The sequence below is a fragment of the Ramlibacter sp. genome (genome assembly GCF_050250995.1).
Taxonomy (GTDB): Bacteria; Pseudomonadota; Gammaproteobacteria; order Burkholderiales; family Burkholderiaceae_C; genus Ramlibacter.
Window position 1 is genome coordinate 23,061 of sequence record NZ_JBFWNP010000011.1, and the last position, 22,127, is coordinate 45,187.

The window sequence follows — 22,127 nt, forward strand, 5'->3', positions numbered from 1 at the left end:
AGTTACAGTGGCCGCCATGAGTTTCGATCTGGTCCTGTTCGGCGGCACCGGCGACCTGGCGTGGCGCAAGCTGATGCCGGCCCTGTTCCAGGCCTTCCGCCACGGCACGCTTCCGGCGGACGGACGCATCCTCGGCGTGGCGCGCGACGACCTGAGCGACGCGCAATACCGCGACCTCATCCGCGCGCGTTTCGACGAGGTGGAACTCGCGAAGCGACCGTCGGCCGAGGAGTTCGAGCGCTTCGCGCAGCTGCTGCATTTCGTCCGCATGGATCTGTCGCGGCCGGAGGACTACGCGCGCCTCGCCCAGGTGCTGCGCGCGCGTGGCGCCGACGTCGTGGTGATGTATCTCGCCACCTCGCCTTCGCTTTTCACGGTGGCCTGCGAGCAGCTCGCGGCCGCGGGCCTCAACGCGCCGAACACGCGCGTGGTGCTCGAAAAGCCGCTCGGCCACGACCTGGCGTCGAACCGCGCGATCAACGAGGCCGTGCGCCGCGTGCTGGCCGAGAGGCAGATCTTCCGCATCGACCACTACCTCGGCAAGCCGTCGGTGCAGAACCTCTTCGCGCTGCGCTTCGGCAATGCCCTGTTCGAGCCGGTCTGGCGCCGCGAGAACATCGCCAACATCCAGATCACCATCGCCGAGGATCTGGGCGTGGAGAAGCGCGGCGCGTTCTACGATTCGATCGGCGCGCTGCGCGACATGGTGCAGAACCACGCGCTGCAGCTGCTGTGCGCCCTGGCGATGGAGCCGCCGATCAACGCGCATGCGGATGCGATCCGCGACGAGAAGCTCAAGGTCCTGCGCTCGCTGAAGGCCTGGACGCCGCAGGACCTCGCGCAGCACGTCGTGCGCGGCCAGTACGGCGCGGGCACGGTGGGCGGCGAGGCAGTACGCGCCTATCGCGACGAGCCGGGCGTGAACCCCGAGAGCACGACGGAAACCTTCGTCGCCCTGCGCACCGAGATCGCGAACTGGCGCTGGGCCGGCGTGCCCTTCTACATTCGCACCGGCAAGCGGCTCGCGGAGCGCGAGGCGCACATCGTCGTGAATTTCCGCGAGGCGCCGCATGCGATCTTCCGCTCGCCGCCCGGCGCGGTGAACCGGCTCGTCATCAACCTGCAGCCCAAGGACGGCCTCGAGCTGCACCTGCTCGCGCAGGGGCAGGAAGGCCGGCGCAGCGCGCAGACGCTGGTCCCGGTGCATCTCGACCTCGACTTCGACAAACGCTTCGGCTCCGAGCGCGTGGGCGCGTACGAGCGCCTTCTGCTCGACGTCATCGACGGCCGGCTCAATCTCTTCGTACGGTCCGACGAGCAGGAGGAAGCATGGCGCTGGGTCGAGCCGATCCTGGAGCACTGGCACAACGACTCCGCGGGCCCTCGCGCCTATGCGGCGGGGACCTGGGGTCCGAGCGCGTCGAGCGCGATGATCGCGCGCGACGGGCAGTGCTGGAGCGAGGAGTGTTGAGGCCGACCGCCTTCGCGGTGACGACGGCAGGCCGCCGCTAGATCCGGCCTTCTTCCACCGCATGGCAGGCCACACGCGTGCCCTGCACTTCGATCAGCGCCGGCCGCTCCGCCTTGCACCGCGCATTGGCATGCGGGCAGCGCGGATTGAACGCGCAGCCGCTCGGCGGATTCAGCGGGTTCGGCACCTCGCCCTGCACCGGCGTGCGTGCGCGCCCGGTGTCATGCATCTTCGGAATCGCATCGAGCAGCATGCGCGTGTACGGATGCCGCGGACTGCCGAAGAGCTGATGCTTTCCCGCGACTTCGACGAGCCGCCCGAGGTACATCACGCCGACCTGGTCGCTCACATGCCGCACCACCGCGAGGTTGTGCGAGATGAAGAGGTAGGTGAGCCCCTGCTGGCGTTGCAGGTCTTTCATGATGTTGAGGACCTGCGCCTGCACGCTCACGTCGAGCGCGGAAGTCGGTTCGTCGCACACCAGGAACTCGGGCTGCGTGGCGAGCGCGCGCGCGATGGAGATCCGCTGGCGCTGCCCGCCCGAGAACTGGTGCGGGTACTTCACCATGTCGAGCGGCGACAGCCCGACCGACTTCAGCAGTTCGCCCACGCGATCCTTCAGCTGCGCGGCGTCGGTCACGATCTCGTGCTCCCGCAGCGGCTCGCCCACGATGTCTTCCACCTTCCAGCGCGGGTTGAGGCTCGCGTAGGGATCCTGGAAGATCATCTGGATGCGGCGGCGCAGCTTGCGGCCCTCGGGCGTCTTGAACGCGGTGTGCGCATCCTGCCCGTCGAAGATCATCGTGCCGCGCGTGGGTTCGTACAGGCCGACCAGCAGCCGTGCGACCGTCGACTTGCCGCAGCCGGACTCGCCCACGAGCGCGAGCGTCTGCCCCTTCTCGATCTCGAAGCTGACGCCGTCGACCGCGTGCAGCAGCACGCGCGGCTTGCGCTCGATCACGCGGTTGAGCCACGGCGCGGAGACGTCGAAGGTCTTGGCGAGGTCGCGGGCCTGGACCAGTGGCGCGCTCATGCCACGGCCTCCACGCCCGAACCCGCCTTCGAATTCGCATCGTGCAGCCAGCAGGCGGCGCGCGTCGCACCCGCATCGAGCAGCTCGGGCCGCTCTCGCGTGCAGCGCTCGAACGCCCGCGGGCAGCGCGGGTTGTAGGCGCAGCCCGGAGGAATGGCGTTGAGTCGCGGCATCGCGCCGTCGATCTGGTTCAGGCGTTCGCGCTCCACCGCCATGTCGGGAATCGACGACATCAGGCCGAGGGTGTACGGATGCGCGGGCTGGTTGATCACCTCGTGGACCGGGCCGAGTTCGGCGATGCGGCCCGCGTACATCACGGCCACACGGTCGCAGGTTTCGGCGATCACGCCCATGTCGTGCGTGATGAGCATCACCGCCGCACCATGCTCCTTGCAGATGCGCTTGAGCAGCTGGATGATCTGCGCCTGGATCGACACGTCGAGCGCCGTCGTCGGCTCGTCGGCGACGATCAGCTTGGGCTCCGCCGCGAGTGCGAGCGCGATCACCACGCGCTGGCGCATGCCGCCGGAGAACTGGTGCGGATAGTGGTCGATGCGCTGCGCCGCCGCCGGGATGCCGGTGTCCTCGAGCAGCGCGATCGCGCGCCGCTTGGCTTCGTCGGCCGTCACGGGCAGGTGCGCCTGGATCGTCTCGATCAGCTGGCGGCCCACGGTATACAGCGGATTGAGCGAGGTGAGCGGGTCCTGGAAGATCGCGCCGATCTTGCGGCCGCGGATCTGGCGCATTCGATCGTAGGGCAGGTTGTCGATGCGCTGGCCCTCCAGCAGGATCTGGCCCGAAGCAACACGCCCCGGCGGCTCCAGCAGGCCGATGATGGCCGCGCCGGTGAGCGACTTGCCCGCGCCGGATTCGCCGACCACGCCGAGCACTTCGCCGGGCGCGATCTCGAAGGAGATGTCGTCGAGCGCGCGCAGCGTGCCGCGCCGCCCGGGGAATTCGACCACGAGGTTCTGGACTTGAAGGAGACTCATCGCAGGCGGGGGTTGAGCGCGTCGCGCAGCCAGTCGCCCAGCAGGTTCACGGACAGCGCGATCAGGATGAGCATCAGGCCGGGGAAGATGGTGATCCACCATTCGCCGGAGAAAAGGTAGTCGTTGCCGACGCGGATGAGCGTGCCAAGGGAGGGCGACGTGGGCGGCACGCCGACGCCGAGGAACGACAGCGTCGCTTCCGTGATGATGGCGGTCGCGACGTGAATCGTCGCGAGCACCAGCACGGGGCCGAGCACGTTCGGCAGCACGTGCCGCACCATGATGTTGATCGGGGACACGCCGGTCACGCGCGCCGCCTGCACGTATTCCTTGCTGCGCTCCACGAGCGTCGAGCCACGCACCGTGCGCGCGTACTGCACCCAGCCGGTCAGCGTGATCGACACGATCAGCACGCCGAACGCCACCGTGTCGTGCGCATTGGGAAACAGCGCGCGGCCCACGCCGGCGATCAGCAGCGCCACGAGGATCGGCGGGAACGACAGCATCACGTCGCACAGGCGCATGAGGAAGCCGTCGATCCAGCCGCCGCGGAAGCCCGCGAGCAGCCCGAGGCTCACGCCGATCAGCATCGACAGCACCACCGAGATGAAGCCGACGACGAGCGAGATCCGCGCGCCGTACATCAGCGCGGAGAGGATGTCGCGGCCCTGGTCGTCGGTGCCCAGGAGGTACTTCGCGCTGCCGCCCTGCTGCCAGGCCGGCGGCAGCCGCGCATCGGACAGCACGAGCGTCGTGAGGTCGAACGGGTTGTGCGGCGCCACGAAGCCGGCGAAGGCCGCGCAGAACACGCACACGAAGGCAATCGCGGCCGCCACGATGGCGACGGGCGAGGTGCGAAAGCTGTAGCCGACGTCGCTGTCGAGCCAGCCGAGGATTGCCTGTCTCACGTGAGCCTTACCTTACTTTTGAATCGTGATCCACTTGAACGGCATGAAGTTGTCGGCGAGCTGCACCAGGCTCACCTTCTTGCTCACGCCCCAGGCCAGCGACTGCTGGTGCAGCGGGAGGTGGCCGATGTCGTCGCCGTGGATCTTGAACGCCTGCTTGATCATGTCGTCGCGCTTCTTCTTGTCGGTCTCCGACCCGATGGCGAGCGTCAGCTTGTCGAGTTCCGGGTTGCAGTACGCCCCCAGGTTGAACTGGCCCGTGCCTGCGTTCACGTCGACGCAGCGCGTGAGCGCGTTCAGCGCGTTGTGCGCGTCGTACGTGGTCGGCGTCCAGCCCAGCATGTAGAAGCTCGTGTCGCGCCGCAGGACCTTCGGGAAGTACGTGCCCTTGGTTTCCGCCGCGAGATTGATCTTGATGCCCACGCGCGAGAGGTTCGCGGCCACGGCCTGGCAGATGCGCGCGTCGTTGACGTAGCGGTCGTTCGGGCAGTTCATCGTGACTTCGAAGCCGTTCGGGTAGCCGGCGTCGGCCAGCAGCTTCTTCGCCGCGGCTTCGTCGTACGGCGGACGCTTGTCCATGTCGGCCGCGAAGCCGTTGATGCCCGGACCGACCAGCAGCGCGGTGGGACGCGAAGCGCCTCGCATCACGGTGCGCTGGATGCCCTGGATGTCGATGGCCTGGTAGAAGGCCTGGCGAACGCGCTTGTCCTTGAAGGGGTTCTTGCCCTTGACGTTGGAGAACTGCAGTTCGTCGCGCTTCTGGTCCATGCCCAGGAAGATCGTGCGCAGCTCGGGGCCCACGATCACCTTCGCGCCGGCCGAGGCGTTGATGCGCTCCACGTCCTGCAGCGGCACCGGCTCCATCACGTCGATCTCGCCGGACAGCAGCGCGGCCACGCGCGTCGCGTCGTTGCCGATGGGGGTGAAGATCACCTCCTGCACGTTGCCGTCGATCTTGCCCCAGTAGGCGCCATTGCGCACGAAGGTCGTGCGGACGTTCGGCTGGCGCTCGCGCACGCGATACGGACCCGTGCCGTTGGCGCGGAACGACGCCGCGTTCTCGAGGCCCTTGCGGCGGTCGACCGGCCGCGTCGCCTGGTTGTCCTCGCACCACTTCTTGCTCATGATGAAGGTGGTCGAGAGCTGGTCGGGCAGGATCGGGAAAGGCGCCTTGGTCTCGACGTCGACCACGAAGTCGTTGACCTTGCGCACTTCCTTGATGTCGCCGACCACGCCCTTGAAGTCGCCGCCGTCGTCGGCCGCGCGGCGCAGCGAGAACACCACGTCGTCGGCGGTGAACGGCGTGCCGTCGTGGAATTTGACGCCCTTGCGCAGCTCGAAGCGCCACACGGTCGGCGACGTCTGCTTCCAGGAGGTCGCGAGCGCGGGCGCCAGGTTCAGGTCCTTTCCGCGGCCGACCAGAGGCTCATAGATATTGTTGGTCACCGACAGCTGCAGCGACTCGTTGAGCGAGTGCGGATCGAGCGAGAGCGAGTCGCCCTGGTTCGCGATACGCACGGTCTGGGCCTGCGCGCCGCAAACGGCGAGCGTCGCGGCGACGGCAAGAAGCGTGGACTTGAGTTTCATGGCTGTTCTCCTGGGGAAAGAGGAAGGGAGCGCTCGAGCAGGCTCGCGTGCAGCGCGGCGCCCAGCGGCAGGATCTCGTCGTTGAAGTCGTAACGGGCGTTGTGCAGCATGCAGCTGCCCTCGCCGCCCTGGCCGATGCGCAGGTAGGCGCCGGGGCGCGCCTGCAGCATGAAGGAGAAATCCTCGGCGCCCATGCTGGGCTCCATGTCGCGCACCACCTGCTCGCGGCCCACCAGCGATTCCGCGACGTCGGCGGCGAACATCGCTTCGCGGGCGGAATTGATCGTGGCCGGATAGATGCGCTCGTAGCTCACCTGCGCCGTCGCGCCGAAGCCGATGGCGATGGTGCCGCACAGCTCGGTGAGGCGGCGCTCGATGAGCGCCTGCACCTCGGGGTTGAACGTGCGCACCGTGCCGACGATCGTGGCCTTGCCGGGAATCACGCTCATCGCGTTCAGGTCGCCCGCTTCGATCGCGCACAGGCTGATCACGGCGCCTTCGACGGGCCGCACGTTGCGCGACACGATGCTCTGCGCGGCGGTGATGATGTGCGCGGCGACCAGCACGGGGTCGACCGCGAGGTACGGGTGCGCGCCGTGGCCGCCCTTGCCGGCGATCTCGATCTTCACGCGGTCCGCCGACGCCATCATCGGCCCGGGCGTCGTGCCGATGCAGCCGGGCTTCATGCTCGGCCAGTTGTGCATGGCGAAGACCGACTCGACCGGCCAGCGCTGGAAGAGGCCGTCCTCGATCATCGCCTTCGCGCCGGCGAAGCCTTCTTCGCCCGGCTGGAAGATCAGGACCGCGGTGCCGTCGAAGTTGCGCGTCTCGGCGAGGTAACGCGCCGCGCCCACGAGCATCGCGACGTGCCCGTCGTGGCCGCAGCCGTGCATCATCCCGGCGTTCTGCGACTTCCAGGGAAAGTCGTTCTCCTCGGCCATCGTGAGCGCGTCCATGTCGGCGCGCAGTCCGATCAGCCGGCCGCTCGCCGTGCTGCGCCCGCGAATGACGCCGACGACGCCGGTGCGGCCGACGCCGGTGTGGACTTCGTCGACGCCGCACAGGCGCAGCGCCTCGTGGACGCGCTTGCCGGTATAGATCTCCTCGTAGCCGAGCTCCGGGTTCGCGTGCAGGTCGCGGCGCAGCGCGGTCAGCTCCGGGTGGAATTCGGCGATGTGCGAGAAGGCGCGACCGTGGGCGCGGATGCGCGGGGGCGTTGCGGCGGCGAGCATCAATGGCCTCCGCCTCGGTCCACGCGCAGGCGCGGGTCGACCGCGAAATAGAGCAGATCGACCACCAGGTTGATGACGACGAAGATGAGCGCGATGAGGCAGAGGTACGCCGCCATGACCGGGATGTCGGCGAAGGTCACGGCCTGGATGAACAGCAGGCCCATGCCCGGCCACTGGAAGACCGTCTCGGTGATGATCGCGAACGCGATGAGTCCGCCGAGCTGCAGGCCGGTGATGGTCATCACGGGCACCAGCGTGTTCTTCAGCGCGTGGCCGAAATGGATCGCGCGGTTGGAGAGGCCTCGCGCCCGCGCGAACTTGATGTAGTCGGTGCGCAGCACTTCGAGCATCTCGGCGCGCACCAGCCGCATGATGAGCGTGAGCTGGAAGATCGCGAGCGTGACCGCGGGCAGGATCACGTGGTGGATGCCGTCCTTCGTGAGCAGGCCGCTGGTCCACCAGCCGATCTTCACCGTCTCGCCGCGGCCGAAGCTCGGGAACCAGCCGAGCCCCACGGCGAAGACGAGGATCAGCAGGATGCCGATCAGGAAGGTCGGCAGCGACACGCCGAGAAGCGAGATCGTCATGAAGACCTGGGACATGAACGAGCCGCGCCGCAGCGCGGCGTAGACGCCCATCGGGATGCCGATCGCGAGCGCGAGGAATGCGGCGACGAGCGCCATCTCCAGCGTCGCGGGGAAGCGCTCGGAAATCAGGCGGGACACCTTCGCGCCCTGCCGCAGCGACAGGCCGAACTCGCCCTGCACCGCATTCAGGATGAAGTGCCAGAACTGCACGAAGAAGGGCTTGTCGAGCCCGAGGTCGGCGCGCAACTCGCGGATCTGGGTCGGCGTCGCGTCCTGCCCGAGCAGGAAGACGACCGGGTCGCCCACGTACTGGAACAGCAGGAAGGCGATGAAGGCGACCGTGACCATGACGACCACGGCCTGGATGAGGCGCCGGAGAACGAAGGCGAACATGAGTGATGAGGTGAGGCGCGGCCGATGCTATCAGGGCAACGGCCGCGCGATTAGAGGGTTTCCTTCAGGTCTAAAGGAAAAAAAGCCCGGTTCAGTTCACCTTGATCAGCCGCCAGTCGAGGCGGTTGTCCGCCCGGTGCGTCACTTCGACGTTGCGCTTCATGGCCCAGGGAATGATCTGGTTGTGCAGCGGGATGTGCGACACCTGGTCGTTGCTGATCTTCAGGCCTTCGGTGAGCAGGCGGTTGCGCACCGGCAGGTCGGTCTCGACCTTGATGCGGTCCACCACCACGTCCATGCGGTCGTTCTTGAAGCGGCCCACGTTGTAGTTGCCGTCGCCGGTGCCCGGCACGACGCTGCGCGTGAGCGACTGCAGGCTGTACAGCGCGTCGAAGGTCGGCACGCCCCAGCCCAGCATGTAGATGCTCGCCTCATAGCGCTGGATCATCGGGAAGTAGGTCACCAGGGGCAGCGTGCGCAGTTTGGCGCGCACGCCGATGCGCGACCACATCGCGGTCACGGCCTGGCAGATTTCCTCGTCGTTGATATAGCGGTTGTTCGGGCAGGCGAAGTCGACCTCGAAGCCCTGCGGGTAGCCGGCATCGGCCAGCAGCTTCTTCGCCGCGTCCTGGCTGTACGGCAGGCGGCGGTGCAGGTCCTCGGTCCAGCCGGCGACCTGCGGCGCGACCAGCGTGCCGGTGGGCTGCGACAGGCCGCGCATCGTGACCTTGTGCAGCGCGTCGCTGTCGATCGCCTGGTACAGCGCCTGGCGAACGCGCTGGTCCTTCAGCGGGTTCCTGCCCTTGATGTTGGAGCCGGGCAGCTCGTCGCGGAACTGGTCGAGGCCGAAGAAGATGGTGCGGTTCTCGACGCCGTCCATCACCTTCAGCGCATTGCTGCCGCGGATGCGCGGCAGGTCCTGCGGGCTCGGGTCGAGGACGAAGTCGACCTCGCCGGACAGCAGCGCGGCGACGCGGGTCGCCTCCGACTTGATCGGCGTGTAGATGACCTCGGTGACATTGCTGTCGGTCCTGCCCCAGTAGTTGGGGTTCTTCACCAGGATCAGGCGCTCGTCGGGCTTCCACTCCTTCACCATGTACTGGCCGGTGCCCATCGCATTGCGGTGCGCGAAGGTTTCGTCCTTGGTGCGGATGTCCTTCGGGTCGACCGAGCGGTTCTTCTCCGCCCACGCCTTGCTCATGATGCGCAGCTCCGTGAGCTGGTTGAGCAGCACCGGGTTGGGGCCGGACATGATGAAGTCGACCGTGCTGTCGTTCACCTTCACGACGCGGCTGATGCCCTGCGTGTAGACCTGGTAGTTCGAGCTCTTGGCCATCGCGCGAGTGATGGAGAACACCACGTCGTCGGCCGTGAACGGCGTGCCGTCGCTGAACTTCACGCCCTGGCGCAGGTTGAAGCGCACCTGCGTCGGCGTGATCTCGCGCCACGAGGTGGCGAGCTGCGCCTCGGGCTTGAAGGTCTTGCTGTCGTAGTAGACGAGCGAGTCGTACACCGCCGCATGCACGCCGTTGCCGAGCGCGTTGTTCTGCGAGTGGATGTCGAGCGTCGGGATGTCGCTGGCGCTGGTCCACTTGAACGGCTTGGCATGCAGCGCGGGCGCCGCCGCCATCGCCGCGGCCGCGGCCGCGCAGAGAAGTGCGAGCTTGAATTTCATCGGTATCAACCTCTTGGTTTGAAGAACGCCGACTATGCAGCCGCGTTCTCGGCAACGTCAAAAGGGGTTTCCCGCAAGAGCTGTGCCCGGCGCGACAGGCCGGGGCGCGGCTTCTCAGCGCGCGGACGCCACGCGCGGCAGCACGCGCACCGGGCCGTACCAGGCCCGCGCCGAGGAGCGCGTGTTGTCGCTGTCGGTCATGATCGCCACGCCGACCAGGGCGCCGGGCGCTTCGCCGAAGGCGCGCTCGTAGTCGAGGCGGATGTCGCGCTCGTGGTCGCGCCAGCGGTTGAGTTGCCGGCTTCCGGAATCGAGCACGATCGATCGGATCCGGTCCGTGCGCGGGCTCTTCACGACGGAGCCGGGCTCGCGCCGGTTGCACCACACGTACATGAGCGTGGCGTACGGCATCGGCTCCCCCGTGAGCGTGCGCGCGAGTTCCGACAGCATCTCGTCGCGCGCGGACAGGCGGGACCGGTCGCCCTCGAACGCGAGGATGATCCGCACCGGGGAATCGTCGGCGTCCCGCTGCGCGAGGTCCGCAGCGGCAATCAGCTCCGGCACCATCCAGGAGAACTTCACGCGGCCCAGGTCGGCCGCTTCCACCCGCACCTTCTTGCGCAGCAGGCTCGCCGATTCCGTGGCGGTGACCGCCATCGCGTCGCGCCCGTCCTTGCGCACGTAGCGGAACTGCGTGGCGCGCTTGCCGGGCAGGGGCTTGTGTTCCCACACCGTCGTCTTCTGCTGCGCGGTCGCCCAAGGGGTGGACGAAGGATCCTCGGCCGGCGGCAAAAAAGATGCGCACCCGGTAAGGCACAGCGCCAAACAGGTGGACACCGCGGAACCGGCTTTGCCGGGCCGCAGGTGGCGCCCCCTTGAGGGGGAGACGCCGAAGGCGTTTCGGGGGGGAGTCATTCCTATAAAAAAAGCCGCCCGAAGGCGGCTTTCAAGTTTCTTTCTCTTTTTATTCCGGGGCAAGCCCCGGACCGAGCTTAGAAGCTGTGGCGAATACCCAGGTCGAGACCCGAGGAATTGCGGCTGCCGCCGACGCCCAGCAGGGCGCCGTTGAGCACCACGGCATTGCCGTTGCTGTTGCGGGCATGTGCATACGTCGTGTAGAGCGCCGTGCGCTTCGACAGGTTGTGGACGTAGCCGAGGGCGATCTTGCGGACGCGCGGATCCGGGCCGGCGACTTCCGTGCGATAGGCCGAGTACGACACGCGAATCTCGCCGGGGCCCATCGGCACCAGGGCGCCGATCAGCCAGCCGCGGCCGTCGATGTTGCCGTTCTTGTCCCAGGCGGCGTGGCCCATCAGGCGCGCGACACCGAAGTCCCACTGGCCGCCGATGTTGTTCTGCTTGACGTCGCCCGCGCCGTACTCCGTGCGGCTCAGCGCCACGGCCACGTTGAACGGGCCGGAAGCGTAGCCGACGCGAACGCCGATGCCGTCGCCGTCGCTGTCCGTGCGGATGCCGCCGGCGACTGCGTTGTTCAGCTGCTCGCCCATGTAGAAGGCGACCTGGCCGTAGAAGCCGCGGAGGTTGGCCGGCAGGAAGTAGCCGATGCTGTTCGACGCGCGAACCTGCGTCACGCCCGTGATGCCGGTCTGCAGAGCGGTGGTGCCGACGCCGTTGTAGCCGAACGGATCGAAGACCGCCAGGTTCCAGAATTGCGGGCTGTAGTCGCGGCCCAGGCGCAGTTCACCCCAGCCACCCTTGAGGGCGACCGTGGAACGGCGGTTGAACGTCAGGCCCTGGCGGCCGGCAACGGCTGCACCGGCACCGGTCGCGGTGTTGTTGGTGTTGGTCGCGGCGCCCTGGCCGTCGTCGTTGGCCAGGCCGGCTTCGAGCCAGAACTCGGCAGCCATGCCGCCGCCGAGGTCTTCAACGCCGCGGAAGCCGATGCGCGAGCTGTTGTAGCCCGAATTCGTGAGCTGCCAACGGCTGGCGTTGCCCGTGCCACTGGCGCGGCCGTAGGCCAACGTGGCGTCGACGATGCCGAACAGCGTGACAGACGACTGGGCGGATGCCGAACCCGCAGCTGCCAAAATGGCCAGCGCAATCAGGGACTTTTTCATGCAAGTTTCTCCAAGGTTGAACATGGCGCCGGTTTCCCGACCCGACCTCCTTTTTCGGAAGTTGTCGCTATTGCACCAGAGCCATTTTTCTTTCGCAAAGGATTTGGCCGGGCCATTGCGGTTTCGTTGCACCAGGACAACATAGCCTGTACTGCTCAGTACCATCGACGCCACAGCCGTCCGACAGGCGGCGGAAATGAGGATCAAAGGAGCAGGGGATCCCGAAGGCGTCTGCGCTTCCGGGTTCGGGGTGCGGCTCTACACTTCATGCCATGGACCGACTTCTCGGCGGCCTCGACGCCGCGCTGCGCACCCTGTTCGCTGCCCCGCGTGCCACCCGGCCGTGCCCGGTGGTTCCGGCGGACGAGACGCACCTGGGCCAGCAGGAGCGCCAGCATGCGGCGGCGCTCATGCGGGTCAACCACGTCGGCGAAGTCTGCGCCCAGGCGCTCTACTCGGGCCAGGCCCTCGGCACGCGGAACGAGGCGCTGCGCCAGCACCTGCAATCCGCGGCGCGCGAAGAGGCCGACCATCTCGCGTGGACGCGCGCGCGGCTCGACGAACTCGGCGCGCGCCCCTCGTTGCTCAATCCGATCTGGTATGCGGGCGCCTTCGCCATCGGCGCCGCGGCGGCGCGAGTGGGCGACGCGGTCAGCCTCGGCTTCGTGGTCGAGACCGAGCGCCAGGTCGAGGCGCATCTCGAGAGCCACCTCGAGCGGCTGCCTCCCGGCGACCATGCCTCGCGGGCCATCGTGGCGCAGATGAAGGAGGACGAGGCGCAGCATGCCTTCCTCGCGCAGCAGGCCGGCGCCGTCGAGTTGCCCTTGCCGGCCCGGCTGCTCATGAAGGCGGCCGCGCGCGTCATGACGACGACGGCGCACTACATCTAGCGCAGGGATCGTCGCCGAGCCGGCGCGCGAAGCGTCGGCCTGCGTCGCTCAAGCCTCGACGATAACGAAGCCGGTCGTGATGGCGGCCGTCTTGCCGAGCATGATGCTGGCCGAACAATACTTGTCGTGGCTCATCGCGATCGCGCGTTCCACCGCGGCGGGGGGGATGGCGCGGCCGGTCACGGTGAACTGCATGTGGATCTTCGTGAACACCTTCGGGTCTTCCGCCGCGCGCTCCGAAGTGAGCTTCACGCTGCAGCCGCGCACGTCGTGCCGGCCGCGCTTGAGGATGAGCACGACGTCGTAGGCCGTGCAGCCGCCGGTGCCCGCGAGCACCGTCTCCATCGGGCGCGCCGCGAGGTTGCGTCCGCCGTTTTCCGGCCGCGCCTCGTCGGGCGCGCCATCCATCGCGATCACGTGGCCGCTGCCGGTCTCGGCCACGAACCCCATTCCCGAACGCGCGCCCGTCGCGCCGGTCCAGCTCACTGTGCATTCCATGGTGCCCTCCTCCGGGCTCAAGTCGTCCAACGCGTGTTGTGCATCGCAGCAAGAGCGCCGCTATACTGGCTGCAAGCATAGCGAGCGCGCGATGCACCCGTTGTCTCCTCCACCTCCCCTTTGGTGGATTCGGCCCCCGGACCGCAAGGCCCGGGGGCTTTTTTCATCGGCGGTCGAGAACTTTATGATCTGCGGGTCATGACCCAATCCCTCCAGAGCGCCGACTACCTCAAGAAGATCCTCACAGCGCGGGTGTACGACGTCGCGATCGAGTCCGCGCTCGAGCCGGCCAAGAACCTCGGGCGCCGGCTGCACAACAAGGTGCTGCTCAAGCGCGAGGACCAGCAGGCGGTCTTCAGCTTCAAGCTGCGGGGCGCCTACAACAAGATGGCGCACCTTTCGCGCGAACAGCTCGACCGCGGCGTGATCTGCGCCTCGGCCGGCAATCATGCGCAGGGCGTCGCGATGGCCGCGCACCGGCTCGGCACGCATTCGGTGATCGTCATGCCGGTCACGACGCCGCAGCTGAAGGTGGAAGCGGTGAAGGCGCTCGGCGGCGAGGTCGTGCTCTTCGGCGACAGCTACTCCGACGCCTACACGCATGCGGTGGCGCTCGAGAAGGAGCGCGGCCTGACCTTCGTGCATCCGTTCGACGACCCCGACGTGATCGCGGGCCAGGGCACGATCGGCATGGAGATCCTGCGGCAGCACCAGGGCCCGCTCGACGCCGTGTTCGTCGCCATCGGCGGCGGCGGCCTGATCTCGGGGGTCGCCTCGTACATCAAGGCCGTGCGGCCCGAGGTGAAGGTGATCGGCGTCCACATGAACGACTCCGACGCGATGATGCGGTCGGTGGCCGCCAAGAAGCGCGTGACGCTCGCCGACGTGGGCCTGTTCGCCGACGGCACGGCCGTCAAGCTCGTGGGCGAGGAAACCTTCCGCATCGCGCGCGAGCTGGTCGACGACTACGTGGTGATCGACACCGACGCCGCGTGCGCCGCGATCAAGGACATCTTCGTCGACACGCGCAGCATCGTCGAGCCTTCCGGCGCGATGGCGGTGGCGGCGATCAAGGAATACGTCGCGCGGCACAAGAAGCGTGGCGAAACCTACGTCGCGATCCTGAGCGGCGCGAACATGAACTTCGACCGGCTGCGCTTCGTCGCCGAGCGCGCGGAGGTCGGCGAGGAGCGCGAGGCGCTGTTCGCGGTGACGATCCCCGAGGAGCGCGGCAGCTTCCGCCGCTTCTGCGAGATCGTGGGCGCCCTGCCCGGCGGGCCGCGCAACGTGACCGAATTCAACTACCGCATCAGCGACGCCAGCAAGGCGCACGTCTTCGTGGGCCTCACCACGCACGGCAAGGGCGAGTCGGCGAAGATCGCGGCGAACTTCAAGCGACACGGCTTCGAGGCGCTCGACCTCACGCACGACGAACTCGCCAAGGAGCACGTGCGCCACATGGTGGGCGGCCACTCGTCGCTCGCGAACGACGAGCGCCTGCTGCGCTTCGTCTTCCCGGAGCGCCCCGGCGCGCTGATGAAGTTCCTCTCGCACATGCGGCCCACGTGGAATATCTCGCTGTTCCACTATCGCAACCAGGGCGCCGACTACGGCCGCATCCTCGTCGGCATCCAGGTGCCCGCGTCCGACGCCGGCGCCTTCCAGTCGTTCCTCGACACGCTCGGCTATCCGTACGTCGAGGAATCGGACAACCCGGTCTATCGGCTCTTCCTGCGCTCGTGAGCGGCATGCTGCGCGCCTGCCTTCGGACCGTTCGCGCCTTCACCCGGCTGCGCGCGGGCGACGCGGCGTCCGCGCAGGACAACCCGAGCGGCACGGCCCTCGTGCGCGCCGAGCGCGTGGAAGTCGGCCACCTGCCCGCCGTCGGCCTGCTGGTCGGCATGGCGGCTTGCGTCGCTTTCGCGGTCGTGTCGCTGATGCTGCCCGTCGTCCCGCTCGCGCCCTTCGCCGCAGCCATCGCCTCCACGGCCGTGACGGTGCTGCTGACGGGCGCGCTGCACGAGAGGGGGCTGGTCGACCTCGTCGACAGCATCGACGGCTCGGGCGCAGGCGCGATGCCCATGCTCGCGCTCTTATTTGCGGTGGGCGCGAAGTGCGCGCTGCTCGCGGTCCTCGCCGCGCAGTCGCCCGGCGGCGTGCTGGCTTCGCTGCTCGCCGCGCATGCGGTATCGCGCTTCGCGCCGCTGCCGATGGCGAGCGTGATCGCGCCGGAGGCGGGCCGTTGGCCGGTGCCCGCGCTCGTCGCGAGACGTTCGCTCTGGATTGCCGGGCTGTGGTGCGTGCCCGCCTTGCTGCTGCTCGGCGTGGCCGGGGGCGGGGGCAGCGTCGCGGGGGCGCTGCTGTTCAGCGGCGCGGCGGTCGCGGCCTGGCGTCACTTCCTGCTGCGCCGGCATGTGCAGGTTCGCGGCGGGGAGGGCTTCGGCGCGACGCAGCAGGTGGGCGAGCTCGCGTTCTATCTGGGCGCGGCGATGGCGATGCAACCGCAGTGAGAGGCTTGCAACCCTGCTATCTCTTGGCGGCGACCGGCAGTTCGAGCGTCACCAGCGCGGGCCCGCGCGCGGTCGCCGCGAGCACCGCCTTGCGGGCCTGGACCGATTGCACCATCAGGCCCTCGTCCACCGCGCTGCCGACACGGTAGTGCTTGGGCGGCTTGCCGTCGACCGAGATGAGCGCCGCGCCCGAGCCCGAAGCGCGCGCCACCACACCCACGAGCGAGAAGCGGGTGGCCTGCGGCGCCTGCGCCACGGCCGCAGCCGCGGCAACGGGGTTCGCGCCGAGCACGCGCGCGACCGCCAGCGGATCGACCGCGGTGCTCGCTCGCGCCACGCCGGGCGCGAGCGCCGGCGGGGCCGGACGCGCCACGAATTTCAGCAGCCAGTAGGCCGCGCTGCCGGCGGCCAGCGCCCAGAGCGCAAAAGCCGCCACGCGCACCGCCCACCGGCTCGCGGGAGAAGTCGACATGCGGCGATTATCATTGAAGCGATCCACCCTGCCGTATTGCCCGTTTGCCCTTCGAAGGCCCGATGAAGCTCTTCCATTCCCTTCCGCGCGAAACATCCTTTCTTGTCACGCACTCCGATTCCCGCGTTTCGGCGCCTCCCCGGCGCGTCGGCGGACGGAGACGACGGACCGCCGCCGGATTCACCCTGATCGAGCTGATGGTGGTGCTGGTCATCATCGGCGTGCTCGCCGCGCTCATCGTGCCCAACGTGCTCGATCGCGCCGACGACGCGCGTTCCACCGCCGCGCGCACCGACGTCAACAACATCATGCAGGCGCTCAAGCTCTACAAGCTCGACAACCAGCGCTATCCGAGCGGCGAGCAGGGGCTGCAGGCGCTCGTGACGCGCCCGACCACGGCGCCCGCGCCGCCGAACTGGAAGCCCTACCTCGAGAAGCTGCCCAACGACCCCTGGGGCCGCGCCTACCAGTACCTCAACCCCGGCGTGCGCGGCGAAGTCGACGTGATGTCCTTCGGCGCCGACGGCCAGTCGGGCGGCGAGGGAAAGAATGCCGACGTCGGCTCCTGGCAGTAGAAGCGCCCCCACGCTCCCCGCTTCGCGTGGTTCGCTGCCCCCCGAGGGGGCTGGCCCGCCTTGGGGCGGCCCGGCGGCGGGCCGGAGATCCACTCTCGCTACCACGCGCGGCTTCACCATGATCGAGCTGCTCGTCGTCGTCGCGATCATCGCGATGGGGACGGCAGCGGTGACCTTCGCCATGCGGGACACCGCCTCCGCGCAGCTCGAACGCGATGCGCAGCGGCTCGCCGCCCTGCTCGAAGCGGCGCGCACCGAGTCGCGCGGCAGCGGCCTCGCCGTGCGCTGGTCGCCGACGCCCGAAGGTTTCAGGTTCGACGGACTCCCGCCCGCCCAGAAGCTGCCCGAACACTGGCTGCATACCGGCACCGCCGTGCGCGGCAGCGTGACGCTCGTGCTCGGGCCGGAGCCGATCATCGGTCCGCAGGCCGTGGTGCTCGGCTCCGCGGAGCAGCCCGACCGCACCTTGCGCGTGGCGACGGATGGCCTGCGTCCCTTCGCCGTGAGTGCCGAATGAAGGCGAACGGACCCCCACGCTGGTCCGCGACACGCGGTTCGCTGCCCCCTGGGGGAGCATTGCCGGCGGCTGGACGACGCCACGTTCGCGGCTTCACCCTGATCGAAGTGCTCGTTGCGCTCGGCATCGTCGCCATCGCCCTCGGCGCCGGCCTGCAGGCGACCGCGGCGCTCACCACCAATGCGATGCGGCAGTCCGATGTGCTGCTCGCCCACCTCTGCGCCGAGAACGAACTCGCGAAGGTCCGGCTCGCCAAGCAGATGCCGGGCGTGGGCGAGACCGACATCGCCTGCGAGCAGGCCGGACGCGCGCTGCGTGTCCACATCACGGTGCTGCCGACGCCGAATCCGAGCTTCCGCCGCGTCGACGCCCAGGTGTTCGACGTCGAGACCCCGATCCTCAAGATCGCCACCATCGTGGGGCGCAACTGATGTCCGCCGTGCGCCGCCAGTCCGGCTTCACGCTCGTCGAACTGCTCGTCGCGCTCTTCGTCATGGCGCTGATGGCGATCATGAGCTGGCAGGGCCTCGACGGCATGACGCGCGCGCAGGCCGCGACGGAGCGGCGCGCCGACGAGGTGCTCACGCTGCAGACCGGCCTCGCGCAATGGAACGCCGACCTCGACGCACTCGTGCAGTTGCCGCAGATCACCGCGATCGACTGGAACGGCCGCGTGCTGCGCATGACGCGCCGCGGCACGGCGTCGGTCACCGACGGCATCCGCGTGGTTGCATGGACGCGCCGCGACGGCCAGTGGATGCGCTGGCAGTCCGCCTCGCTCGTGACGCGCGGCGACGTGCAGGCGGCATGGGACATGGCCGAGCAGTGGTCGCAGAACGCGGGCGACGCCGAGCGACGCTTCGAAGTCGCCATCGTGCCGCTGGACGACTGGCAGATCTTCTTCTTCCGCGGCGACGCCTGGACCAACCCGATGTCGAGCGACGCGTCGAGCGCCACCTCGACCAGTCCCATCGCCGCCGCCGCCGCGGCCGCGGCGGCGGGGGGCACGCCGACCGGGCGCGTCACCGTGGTCCCCGACGGCGTGCGGCTCGTGCTGATGCTGCCCACGGGCCGCGCGCTGTCGGGCCGGCTCACGCGCGACTGGGTGAACCCGCGCGTGAGCGGAGGAAAGGCGGCATGAGGCGGGGAACCCGGGCACAAGCGGGGGCCGCCCTGCTCTCGGCGATGCTCGTCGTCACGCTCGTGGCGACCTTCGCCTCCGCCGCGCTCTGGCAGCAGTGGCGCAGCGTCGAGGTCGAGCGCTCCGAGCGCACGCGCGTGCAGTCCGGCTGGATCCTCACCGGGGCGCTCGACTGGGGACGCCTCATCCTGCGCGAGGATGCGCGCTCGGGCGGCGCCGACCACCTGGCGGAGCCCTGGGCCGTGCCGCTGCAGGAGGCGCGCCTGTCGACCTTCCTCGCCGCCGATGCGGCCAACAACGCCGACACCGCCGACGCGGGACGCGCCTTCCTCTCGGGGCAGATCACCGACCTGCAGTCGCTCATGAACGTCACGAACCTGGTCCAGGCCGGGAGGCTGTCCGACGAGGACTTCGCGAGTTTCGCGCGCCTGTTCGATCTGCTGGGCTTGCCGCAGGCCCTGCTGGCGCGCATGGCGGAGAACCTGCGCTTTGCCTCGGACATCAGCATGGACAACCGCTCCGCAAGCCAGGCCGCCCTGTACCCGCAACGCGTGGAGCAACTGGTGTGGCTGGGGCTTCCCGCGCAGGCCGTGGCGGTGCTGCAGCCCTACGTGACCGTGCTGCCGCAGCGCACGACGCTGAACGTCAACACCGCGAGCGCCGAAGCGATCTTCGCCGTCGTCGGCACGATCACGCTCGCCGATGCGCAACGCCTCGTGGCCGAACGCCAGCGCACGCACTTCGGCACCATCGGCCAGGCGATGGGCGTCGTCGGCTCCGACGCCACGGCCAACGGACGCATCGGCGTGACGACGCGCTATTTCGAGATCCGCGGACGGCTGCGGCTGGACGACAGCATCGTCGAGGAACGCTCCATCGTGCAGCGCGATGGCCTCGAGGTGCGCGTGGTGCAGCGCGAGCGCGGCGTGGTCGACCCCGACGCGCTCGCGCTGGCGCCCCCCGTGCCCCGCTGACGGGCCGCGCCGACACCTACAATGCCTCGCAACCCATGAGCACGCTCGTCGTCCTGCTGCCCGCCTCCGTGCCCGACCCGTCGGCCGAGCTCGAATTCGCGACCAGCGCCGACGGCCGCACCGTACTCGCGCACGCCACGGCGTCCGCGGCGCTGCTGCCGCAGCCCCGCGGCGCGGGCGCCGAGGTTGTCGCGATCGTGCCGGCGCAGGCGCTGTCGTGGCACCGCATCGAGTTGCCGCGCGGCCTGGCCCCCGGCTCGCCCCGGCTGCGCTCGGCGCTCGAAGGCCTGCTCGAGGAAAAGCTGCTCGACGAGCCCGATGCGGTCCATTTCGCGGTGGAGCCGCGCCCGAAGCCCGGCGAGCCGGTCTGGGTCGCCGCCTGCGACCGCGCCTGGCTGCGCGCCGCGCTGCAGGTGCTGGAGCAGGCCGGCCGCCCCGTCTCGCGCGTGGTGCCCGAGTTCGCGCCGCAAGGCATCGCCGCCCTGCATGCCGTCGGCCATCCCGACGACGCCCGCTGGGTCAGCACGAGCGAAGGCGGCGTGCTGGTGCTGCCGCTGGCCGCCGCCACGCTCGCCCTGGTCGCGCCCTTGTCCGATGGCGTTCCCTGCATCGCCGAGCCCGCGGTCGCCGCCCTCGCCGAACAGGTGCTGCAGGAGAAGGTGGAACTGCAGCAGCCCGCGCAGCGCTGGGTCGCCGCCGCCGCGGGCGAGTGGGACCTCGCGCAGTTCGAGTTCGCGAGTTCGGGCCGGACCCGCGCCATCAAGAAGCTGTCGACCGGCTGGGCCGGCCTGCTGCGCGATCCGCGGTGGCGGCCGGCGCGCTGGGGCGCGGCCTTGCTGGTCGCGGTCAACCTGCTCGGCCTGAACGCCTGGGCCTGGAAGGAGCGTTCCTCGCTCGAAGCCAAGCGCGAGGTCGTGCGGCGTTCGCTCACGGCCACGTTCCCGCATGTGAAGGTGGTGGTCGATCCCAAGGTGCAGATGGAGCGCGAGGTCACGGCCTTGCGCCTCGCGACCGGCGCGGTGTCCGCGCGCGACGTGGAGGTCCAGCTCGCGGCGCTCGCCGTCGCGCTGCCCGGCGACCGCCGGCCCTCGGCCGTCAACTACAGCGCGGGCGAACTCAGGGTGCTGGGCCTCGGCCTGCGGCCGGACGAAATCGGCCCCCTCGTGGCCGGACTCAAGAGCCAGGGCTTCGCGGCCGCCGTGCAGAACGACGTCCTCACCGTGGCGCCGGAGGACGTGCGATGAAGGCGCAGTCGCAGATGCAATTGCAGGCGCAGGCGCAGGCCAAGGCGCTGCGGACGCGCTGGGATCGGCTCGCGCCGCGCGAGAAGGCGCTCGTCGGCGGCGCGACCCTGCTCGTGGCCGCCGCGCTCCTGTGGTGGGTCGCGCTCGCGCCTGCCCTCGCTACGCTGAAGGTGGCCGACGAGCAGCACCGCGCGCTCGATTCGCAGGTGCAGTACATGCTGCGCCTGCAGGCGCAGGCGCAGGCCATGCAGGGCCAGCCCCGGCAGAACACCGACGAGGCGATGAAGGCGCTCGAGCTCGCGATTCGCCAGCACCTGGGCACCGCCGCCCGCTACACCATCGCGGGCGAGCGCGTGACGGTTTCGCTCACGGGCGCCCATTCCGAGGCGGTTGCACAGTTCCTCACGCAGTCGCGCGTGAATGCGCGCGCGCTGCCTTCGGAGTTGCGCCTCGCCCGCAATCCCGTGGCGGGGTGGGACGGCACGATCGTCGTCGGCCTGCCGCCGCGGTGATTCGCGCATCCCTCGCTTCCGCCCGGGGTCCGCGCGCCGCACGCGGGCCGCGTGCGGCGTCGGCCGCCACGTGGACCCCCTGGCGCTGGGCGCTGGCGGGGGCCGTCCTGGGCCTCCTGGCCGCCCTGGTCGCTTTCATGCCCGCCCAGTGGCTGGCCGACGGCCTGGCGCGCGCCAGCAACCGCCAGCTGCTGCTGATCGACGCGCGCGGCACCGTATGGAACGGCTCCAGCCGCATCGTCTTCACCGGCGGCACGGACAGCAGCGAGGCTGCCGTGCTGCCCGGCCGCGTCGATTGGGAACTGCGTCCGAGCGGCCTGGGCGTGCGGATGCGCCTCGCGAGCGCCTGCTGCGCTGCCCAAGGCGTGGAACTGCGCGCGCGCTGGCGTCCGCGGGGCCTGGCGCTCGACGTGGCGGATTCGACTTCCCACTTCCCCGCGGCCATGCTCGCGGGCCTCGGCACCCCCTGGAACACCCTGCAGCTCGAAGGCGATCTGCAACTGGCGACGCAAGGCCTTTCAGTAGAATGGATCGAAGGGCGCCTGGCCGTCGCCGGGCGGGCCGAGCTCGTGGCGCAGCGCATGTCGTCGCGCCTGTCTACCTTGAGGCCCATGGGCAGCTACCGCATCACCGTGCAAGGGGGCACCGCTCCCACCCTGCGGCTCGACACGCTCGAAGGCAGCCTGCGGCTGACCGGCAGCGGCCAGTGGGTCGGCCGGCGGCTGCGCTTCACCGGCGAGGCGAGCGCCGAGCCCGAGCGCGAAGCCGCGCTCGCCAATCTCCTGAACATCGTGGGGCGCCGCAGCGGCGCGCGCTCGATCATCACCATAGGCTGAAG

23 protein-coding genes are annotated in these 22,127 nt (G+C 69.4%); 12 read left to right on the forward strand and 11 right to left on the reverse strand.

Features of this window, described 5'->3' with window-relative positions:
* The first annotated feature begins 16 nt into the window (after positions 1-16).
* Positions 17-1,471 carry a glucose-6-phosphate dehydrogenase gene (zwf, locus tag AB7E83_RS10195; RefSeq protein ID WP_428568653.1) on the forward strand — a complete coding sequence of 485 codons (1,455 nt, stop codon included), beginning with the start codon at positions 17-19 and terminating at the stop codon, positions 1,469-1,471.
* A 37-nt stretch (positions 1,472-1,508) separates the two neighbouring features.
* On the opposite strand, the gene AB7E83_RS10200 is transcribed toward zwf, so the two are convergent.
* From AB7E83_RS10200 to AB7E83_RS10240, 9 genes are all read right to left on the reverse strand, one after another.
* A complete protein-coding gene (locus tag AB7E83_RS10200; protein ID WP_428568655.1) occupies positions 1,509-2,504 on the reverse strand; it encodes an ABC transporter ATP-binding protein in 996 nt (331 codons plus the stop codon).
* Positions 2,501-3,496, reverse strand: a complete 996-nt coding sequence (locus AB7E83_RS10205) for an ABC transporter ATP-binding protein (protein WP_428568658.1) — start codon at positions 3,494-3,496, stop codon at positions 2,501-2,503. The genes AB7E83_RS10200 and AB7E83_RS10205 overlap by 4 nt, the downstream gene beginning before the upstream one ends.
* Complete coding sequence (locus tag AB7E83_RS10210; protein ID WP_428568661.1) at positions 3,493-4,404, reverse strand: ABC transporter permease; 912 nt, start codon at positions 4,402-4,404, stop codon at positions 3,493-3,495. Before AB7E83_RS10210 ends, AB7E83_RS10205 begins: the two co-directional genes overlap by 4 nt.
* A 12-nt stretch (positions 4,405-4,416) precedes the next feature.
* The gene (locus AB7E83_RS10215; RefSeq protein WP_428568663.1) at positions 4,417-5,991 is read right to left on the reverse strand and encodes an ABC transporter substrate-binding protein; all 1,575 of its coding nucleotides are present in this window, start codon (positions 5,989-5,991) and stop codon (positions 4,417-4,419) included.
* Positions 5,988-7,223, reverse strand: a complete 1,236-nt coding sequence (locus AB7E83_RS10220; protein WP_428568666.1) for a M20 aminoacylase family protein — start codon at positions 7,221-7,223, stop codon at positions 5,988-5,990. Before AB7E83_RS10220 ends, AB7E83_RS10215 begins: the two co-directional genes overlap by 4 nt.
* On the reverse strand, positions 7,223-8,203 hold the full coding sequence (locus AB7E83_RS10225) for an ABC transporter permease (RefSeq protein ID WP_428568668.1): 981 nt from the start codon (positions 8,201-8,203) through the stop codon (positions 7,223-7,225). The genes AB7E83_RS10220 and AB7E83_RS10225 overlap by 1 nt, the downstream gene beginning before the upstream one ends.
* Before the next feature lie 91 nt (positions 8,204-8,294).
* The gene (locus AB7E83_RS10230) at positions 8,295-9,878 is read right to left on the reverse strand and encodes an ABC transporter substrate-binding protein (RefSeq protein WP_428568671.1); all 1,584 of its coding nucleotides are present in this window, start codon (positions 9,876-9,878) and stop codon (positions 8,295-8,297) included.
* A 114-nt stretch (positions 9,879-9,992) separates the two neighbouring features.
* Positions 9,993-10,610: a DUF3047 domain-containing protein gene (locus AB7E83_RS10235; protein ID WP_428568673.1), complete on the reverse strand. Its 618-nt coding sequence runs from the start codon at positions 10,608-10,610 to the stop codon at positions 9,993-9,995.
* A 260-nt stretch (positions 10,611-10,870) separates the two neighbouring features.
* Positions 10,871-11,956 (reverse strand): porin, encoded by a 1,086-nt coding sequence (locus tag AB7E83_RS10240; RefSeq protein WP_428568675.1) that lies wholly within the window; start codon positions 11,954-11,956, stop codon positions 10,871-10,873.
* Positions 11,957-12,228: 272 nt separating this feature from the next.
* Here AB7E83_RS10240 and coq7 point away from each other — a divergent pair, with 272 nt between their 5' ends.
* On the forward strand, positions 12,229-12,846 hold the full coding sequence (coq7, locus tag AB7E83_RS10245) for a 2-polyprenyl-3-methyl-6-methoxy-1,4-benzoquinone monooxygenase (RefSeq protein WP_428568678.1): 618 nt from the start codon (positions 12,229-12,231) through the stop codon (positions 12,844-12,846).
* A 48-nt stretch (positions 12,847-12,894) separates the two neighbouring features.
* Here coq7 and AB7E83_RS10250 read toward each other — a convergent pair whose 3' ends face one another.
* Positions 12,895-13,344 carry an OsmC family protein gene (locus tag AB7E83_RS10250; RefSeq protein WP_428568679.1) on the reverse strand — a complete coding sequence of 150 codons (450 nt, stop codon included), beginning with the start codon at positions 13,342-13,344 and terminating at the stop codon, positions 12,895-12,897.
* Between the two features lie 198 nt (positions 13,345-13,542).
* Between AB7E83_RS10250 and ilvA the strand changes: the two genes are divergently transcribed.
* Together ilvA and AB7E83_RS10260 are read left to right on the forward strand one after the other, a co-directional pair.
* Positions 13,543-15,087 (forward strand): threonine ammonia-lyase, biosynthetic, encoded by a 1,545-nt coding sequence (gene ilvA / locus AB7E83_RS10255; protein ID WP_428568682.1) that lies wholly within the window; start codon positions 13,543-13,545, stop codon positions 15,085-15,087.
* Positions 15,088-15,092: 5 nt separating this feature from the next.
* Positions 15,093-15,854 (forward strand): adenosylcobinamide-GDP ribazoletransferase, encoded by a 762-nt coding sequence (locus AB7E83_RS10260; RefSeq protein WP_428568883.1) that lies wholly within the window; start codon positions 15,093-15,095, stop codon positions 15,852-15,854.
* Between the two features lie 16 nt (positions 15,855-15,870).
* Here AB7E83_RS10260 and AB7E83_RS10265 read toward each other — a convergent pair whose 3' ends face one another.
* On the reverse strand, positions 15,871-16,326 hold the full coding sequence (locus AB7E83_RS10265; RefSeq protein ID WP_428568684.1) for a type II secretion system protein N: 456 nt from the start codon (positions 16,324-16,326) through the stop codon (positions 15,871-15,873).
* Positions 16,327-16,388: 62 nt separating this feature from the next.
* Here AB7E83_RS10265 and gspG point away from each other — a divergent pair, with 62 nt between their 5' ends.
* Genes gspG through gspN form a run of 8 tightly spaced genes read left to right on the forward strand, consistent with a single transcriptional unit; the run spans position 16,389 to position 22,125 of the window.
* Entirely contained in the window at positions 16,389-16,901 is a 513-nt protein-coding gene (gene gspG / locus AB7E83_RS10270) for a type II secretion system major pseudopilin GspG (RefSeq protein WP_428568686.1), read from the forward strand.
* Positions 16,876-17,418 (forward strand): pilus assembly FimT family protein, encoded by a 543-nt coding sequence (locus AB7E83_RS10275; RefSeq protein WP_428568688.1) that lies wholly within the window; start codon positions 16,876-16,878, stop codon positions 17,416-17,418. Before gspG ends, AB7E83_RS10275 begins: the two co-directional genes overlap by 26 nt.
* Positions 17,415-17,849 carry a type II secretion system minor pseudopilin GspI gene (gene gspI, locus AB7E83_RS10280; protein ID WP_428568691.1) on the forward strand — a complete coding sequence of 145 codons (435 nt, stop codon included), beginning with the start codon at positions 17,415-17,417 and terminating at the stop codon, positions 17,847-17,849. The genes AB7E83_RS10275 and gspI overlap by 4 nt, the downstream gene beginning before the upstream one ends.
* Positions 17,849-18,559 (forward strand): PulJ/GspJ family protein, encoded by a 711-nt coding sequence (locus AB7E83_RS10285; RefSeq protein ID WP_428568694.1) that lies wholly within the window; start codon positions 17,849-17,851, stop codon positions 18,557-18,559. The genes gspI and AB7E83_RS10285 overlap by 1 nt, the downstream gene beginning before the upstream one ends.
* Positions 18,556-19,533 carry a type II secretion system minor pseudopilin GspK gene (gspK, locus tag AB7E83_RS10290; RefSeq protein ID WP_428568697.1) on the forward strand — a complete coding sequence of 326 codons (978 nt, stop codon included), beginning with the start codon at positions 18,556-18,558 and terminating at the stop codon, positions 19,531-19,533. The genes AB7E83_RS10285 and gspK overlap by 4 nt, the downstream gene beginning before the upstream one ends.
* Before the next feature lie 35 nt (positions 19,534-19,568).
* A complete protein-coding gene (gene gspL, locus AB7E83_RS10295; protein ID WP_428568700.1) occupies positions 19,569-20,777 on the forward strand; it encodes a type II secretion system protein GspL in 1,209 nt (402 codons plus the stop codon).
* Entirely contained in the window at positions 20,774-21,289 is a 516-nt protein-coding gene (gene gspM / locus AB7E83_RS10300; RefSeq protein ID WP_428568704.1) for a type II secretion system protein GspM, read from the forward strand. The genes gspL and gspM overlap by 4 nt, the downstream gene beginning before the upstream one ends.
* The gene (gene gspN, locus AB7E83_RS10305) at positions 21,286-22,125 is read left to right on the forward strand and encodes a type II secretion system protein N (protein WP_428568707.1); all 840 of its coding nucleotides are present in this window, start codon (positions 21,286-21,288) and stop codon (positions 22,123-22,125) included. The genes gspM and gspN overlap by 4 nt, the downstream gene beginning before the upstream one ends.
* Positions 22,126-22,127 lie beyond the last annotated feature (2 nt).

What these genes read in the sequence shown, in the direction of transcription:
- zwf (WP_428568653.1), top strand. Translation starts at nt 17, where the DNA reads ATGAGTTTCGATCTGGTCCTGTTCGGCGGCACCGGCGACCTGGCGTGG.
- AB7E83_RS10200 (WP_428568655.1), bottom strand. Translation starts at nt 2,504, where the DNA reads ATGAGCGCGCCACTGGTCCAGGCCCGCGACCTCGCCAAGACCTTCGAC.
- AB7E83_RS10205 (WP_428568658.1), bottom strand. Translation starts at nt 3,496, where the DNA reads ATGAGTCTCCTTCAAGTCCAGAACCTCGTGGTCGAATTCCCCGGGCGG.
- AB7E83_RS10215 (WP_428568663.1), bottom strand. Translation starts at nt 5,991, where the DNA reads ATGAAACTCAAGTCCACGCTTCTTGCCGTCGCCGCGACGCTCGCCGTT.
- AB7E83_RS10220 (WP_428568666.1), bottom strand. Translation starts at nt 7,223, where the DNA reads ATGCTCGCCGCCGCAACGCCCCCGCGCATCCGCGCCCACGGTCGCGCC.
- AB7E83_RS10225 (WP_428568668.1), bottom strand. Translation starts at nt 8,203, where the DNA reads ATGTTCGCCTTCGTTCTCCGGCGCCTCATCCAGGCCGTGGTCGTCATG.
- AB7E83_RS10230 (WP_428568671.1), bottom strand. Translation starts at nt 9,878, where the DNA reads ATGAAATTCAAGCTCGCACTTCTCTGCGCGGCCGCGGCCGCGGCGATG.
- AB7E83_RS10240 (WP_428568675.1), bottom strand. Translation starts at nt 11,956, where the DNA reads ATGAAAAAGTCCCTGATTGCGCTGGCCATTTTGGCAGCTGCGGGTTCG.
- coq7 (WP_428568678.1), top strand. Translation starts at nt 12,229, where the DNA reads ATGGACCGACTTCTCGGCGGCCTCGACGCCGCGCTGCGCACCCTGTTC.
- AB7E83_RS10250 (WP_428568679.1), bottom strand. Translation starts at nt 13,344, where the DNA reads ATGGAATGCACAGTGAGCTGGACCGGCGCGACGGGCGCGCGTTCGGGA.
- ilvA (WP_428568682.1), top strand. Translation starts at nt 13,543, where the DNA reads ATGACCCAATCCCTCCAGAGCGCCGACTACCTCAAGAAGATCCTCACA.
- AB7E83_RS10260 (WP_428568883.1), top strand. Translation starts at nt 15,093, where the DNA reads ATGCTGCGCGCCTGCCTTCGGACCGTTCGCGCCTTCACCCGGCTGCGC.
- AB7E83_RS10265 (WP_428568684.1), bottom strand. Translation starts at nt 16,326, where the DNA reads ATGTCGACTTCTCCCGCGAGCCGGTGGGCGGTGCGCGTGGCGGCTTTT.
- gspG (WP_428568686.1), top strand. Translation starts at nt 16,389, where the DNA reads ATGAAGCTCTTCCATTCCCTTCCGCGCGAAACATCCTTTCTTGTCACG.
- AB7E83_RS10275 (WP_428568688.1), top strand. Translation starts at nt 16,876, where the DNA reads ATGCCGACGTCGGCTCCTGGCAGTAGAAGCGCCCCCACGCTCCCCGCT.
- gspI (WP_428568691.1), top strand. Translation starts at nt 17,415, where the DNA reads ATGAAGGCGAACGGACCCCCACGCTGGTCCGCGACACGCGGTTCGCTG.
- AB7E83_RS10285 (WP_428568694.1), top strand. Translation starts at nt 17,849, where the DNA reads ATGTCCGCCGTGCGCCGCCAGTCCGGCTTCACGCTCGTCGAACTGCTC.
- gspK (WP_428568697.1), top strand. Translation starts at nt 18,556, where the DNA reads ATGAGGCGGGGAACCCGGGCACAAGCGGGGGCCGCCCTGCTCTCGGCG.
- gspL (WP_428568700.1), top strand. Translation starts at nt 19,569, where the DNA reads ATGAGCACGCTCGTCGTCCTGCTGCCCGCCTCCGTGCCCGACCCGTCG.
- gspM (WP_428568704.1), top strand. Translation starts at nt 20,774, where the DNA reads ATGAAGGCGCAGTCGCAGATGCAATTGCAGGCGCAGGCGCAGGCCAAG.